We start from the raw sequence: 3220 nt of genomic DNA on the forward strand, positions 1-3220 counted from the left end.
GTCGCGGACGAGGTTGACCGTTACCATTACCAGTGCGACCGGTGCCACGCGTACCGCCACTGTCGATGCCAACGGTCTCACCGGCAGCCGCCGGCGCCTGGCCGAAGATGCTACCCGTGGTGGACTGCGCGAACGCGACGCCGCCGGCAAGCGTGGAGCTCAGGGCGACGGCGAGCACCGTGCGCTTGAACGCACGGCTGCGGAACAATGAATTAGAACGCATGGAAAAGCACTCCCCAGACCAAGAAAAAGACCCTGCTGCGCACAGGTCGAAGTCACTGCATACGGGCCGGCGCAGCCGGCCTTGGAGCTGGGTCTGGTGTGGTCCGGGACGAGTCATTGGCTAACGGGTTCCCGCCCGCTTGCCACTGGGGTATCGACTGTCGCAGGTGTTCCCGCACCCGCGGATCGATTTCCCCTGTCCCGGGCCTCCTTGGCCCCGAAACTCCCTTTATTTTCCTGAACCGGACCCGGCGCATGGCGCCGCATGAAATTCCGATTGACAGGAAACCGAAAGGAATCCTCCGCGACGGAAACTAAGCCAATAAATACACGAAGTCAACGCTTTCTTAGCAAACCGTGGTGATGTACTGGCCGTCAAGTGCCGTCGCAAGCTATTGATAAAGATGAATAATATCTTAAAGAAGAATACATATTCGCGACCCGGGCAAAAAAAGGCCGCCGGTGGGAACCGGCGGCCAGGTCTGGAGAGTCGCGAGGGCCTTTGGCCCGGCTATATCTTATTGTTGTGGTGTCTTACAGCGAGAAGTCGTACTGCGCCGAGATGCGGAACGTGCGCGGATCGGAGAACGAGATCGTGCGGCCATAAGCCGGCGAGATGCCCGGCGTGGTCTGCTCGACCGTGTTGCCACCGTGGTACTGCACCACCTGGTTCTGCACGACCTGCTTGTTGAGCACGTTGAACACGTCCAGGCGGAAACGCAGGCCGTTGACCCACCGCGGCGAATAGGCTGCGGTCAGGTCAAGCTTGTATTCCCACGGCAGGCTGCCGAACGTGCCGCGCGGGTGCACCTTCGTGCTATCCACACAGAAGAAATAACTGTCCCCGTAGCTCACCGGATCATCCATATCCGGGCCGATGTAGCTCAGGCACTGCTTGGGACGGCCCGAACGGATCAGCACGTTGGCGCCGAACATCCATTCTTCGCTGGCCTGCCAGTAACCGAAGGCCTTGAACTGGTGCTTGCGGTTGTTGGGCAGCAGGCCGTTGGAGCCGACCATCAGCGAGACGTCGTCCCACGCCTGGCTCTGCGAAACGTCGGCCTGGCCCAGATCCGAGAGCAGCTGGCCTTCGGTGTTGCCGTAGTTCTTCGAGAACGTGTAGTCCAGGCGGTAGAAGAACTTGCCGTCGAACTGGTGCTCGAGCCAAAGGTCAAGGGCGGCGTACTTACGCTTGAGCGGGAAGTGCGTGAGGTCTTCGCTGCTGAAGTGTTCGGTGGTGTACGTACCGTCGCCATTGTCGACCAGGAAGTCATTGGCACGACCCGGGTTGAACAGGTAGCACGAACCACCCAGGACCGCGGCGCAAGTGTCGTCCACGGCACTACGCAGATTGCGATAGGTACCGCGTGCACCGAACACGAGATGGTCGTTGAGGGCTTTTTCCATGCCCAGCACGTACTCATCCTGGAAGTGCGCCTTGATGCCCTTGGCGGCAACCGTCTTCGGGTCCGGCGCATCGCCGTATTCGCAGTTGGCCGAAAGATACGGGTAACGATCGACGCCCTTACACACCTGGTGGTTGTTCGGATCGGCCAGCGACACCAGGTTCTGCGGCACGCCATTGGCGTCGATGCCGTTGAAGCTGTAATACGTGGAGTAGATTGCCGAACCTGCGGCGCCACGCAGTGCCACGTTGTTCGGCATCGCCAGGTGGTAACGGCCAGCATTGGCGAATAGCTTGAAGGTGGAATCGCCGAACACGTCCCAGGTGACACCCAAGCGCGGCGCAAGCTGATGACGCTGCTTCACGTAGACGTCGCCATCGGCGTTGAAGTTCTTGAACTGCTCATTACGCAGGCCCAGCGACAGCAGCCACTGGTCGGTCACCTGCCAGCGATCTTCCAGGTATACCGCTTCCTGGTCCACGCGGAACGAGCCGCCCGTGGTGTTGAATACCTGCTGCACGTACTCATTGCTGCCCACGGGCAGGAAGAACGGGCTGCTGGCAGGATGGGAAGCCGGATTGGACGTTTCCTGGTAAGCCCAGCGATAGCCCGGACCACCCACCTCGGTACCGTTACGAGCTTCCAGCGTCTGCTGGTCATAGCCCAGACGCAGGTCGTGGCCGCCGATGCGGTACTCCAAGTCGACGCGGTAGCCGTGCGACCTGTTGATCGCGCCGGGGTCCTGGACGGACGACTGCAGGTTGTTGGCGTCAGAAACTTTGCAGGGTGCCGGCTGGCCGGGGAGGCAGGTCATCGCGTACGGACCGCTCGCGGTCTTGCCGGTGCGACCGTCGCTGACAAACGGGAACGCGCTGCTGTAGCCGAGCGTGGGCACCAGGTAGTTCACGCTATCCTGCTTGCCATACAGCGCGGTGACAGTGAAGTCGTCGGTGACATAGCCGGTGTACTTGCCAATGTAAGTCTCGCCACCGATCTTCTGGCGGGTGGCGCTCTTGGCCACATCGCCCTGCTGAAGCGTGTTGTAGTCGAACGGGTAGTTGGTGAGGTCCTGGGTCTGCTTGTCGCCGATGCCGGTCAGTTCAACGATGTTGTTGTCGTTGATGTTCCAGTCGATCTTGCCCAACCAGCGCGGGGTCTTGATCACCTGCTGCTGGTAGCGCGTGTTCGGGCCGACCAGAACGCTGCCGTTGCCTACGCCTTCCTGGCGGGTGGTTTCGACGTTGCCGTAGAAGAACAGGCGATCCTTGATCAGCGGACCACCGATGGCGATCATCTCCGAGCCGATGTAGCGCTTGTTGACATTGCGGTCGGTGAACAACTCGCCGCCTTGCGGGCTGCCATTGTTCGGGTAGTAGATGTTCTTCGGGTTCGCCTGCAGCGCCTTCGGATCCCAATAGGCGGCGATGCTGCCCTTCCACTCATTGGTACCGCGCTTGGTGATGATGTTGATCACACCGCCGGTGGAACGGCCAAACTCAGCGCCGTAGCCGCCGGTCAGAATCTGTTCCTGGTCGATTGCGTCGAACGGCAGCGAGGTGGAACCGATGTTGTTCAACGGGTTCGTCACGGCA

Annotated in this window: 2 protein-coding genes; both read right to left on the minus strand. The window is 60.7% G+C overall.

Annotated elements, in window-relative coordinates; translation table 11 throughout:
- The coding region (locus VK519_RS07945) for a hypothetical protein (protein ID WP_324348810.1) at positions 1-223 on the minus strand (223 nt) is incomplete at its 3' end.
- A 533-nt stretch (positions 224-756) separates the two neighbouring features.
- Positions 757-3220: TonB-dependent receptor plug domain-containing protein (locus VK519_RS07950; protein WP_324348812.1), on the minus strand; the 2464-nt coding region annotated here is incomplete at its 5' end.

Source organism: Pinirhizobacter sp. (assembly GCF_035317885.1).
Classification (GTDB): Bacteria; Pseudomonadota; Gammaproteobacteria; order Xanthomonadales; family Rhodanobacteraceae; genus Pinirhizobacter.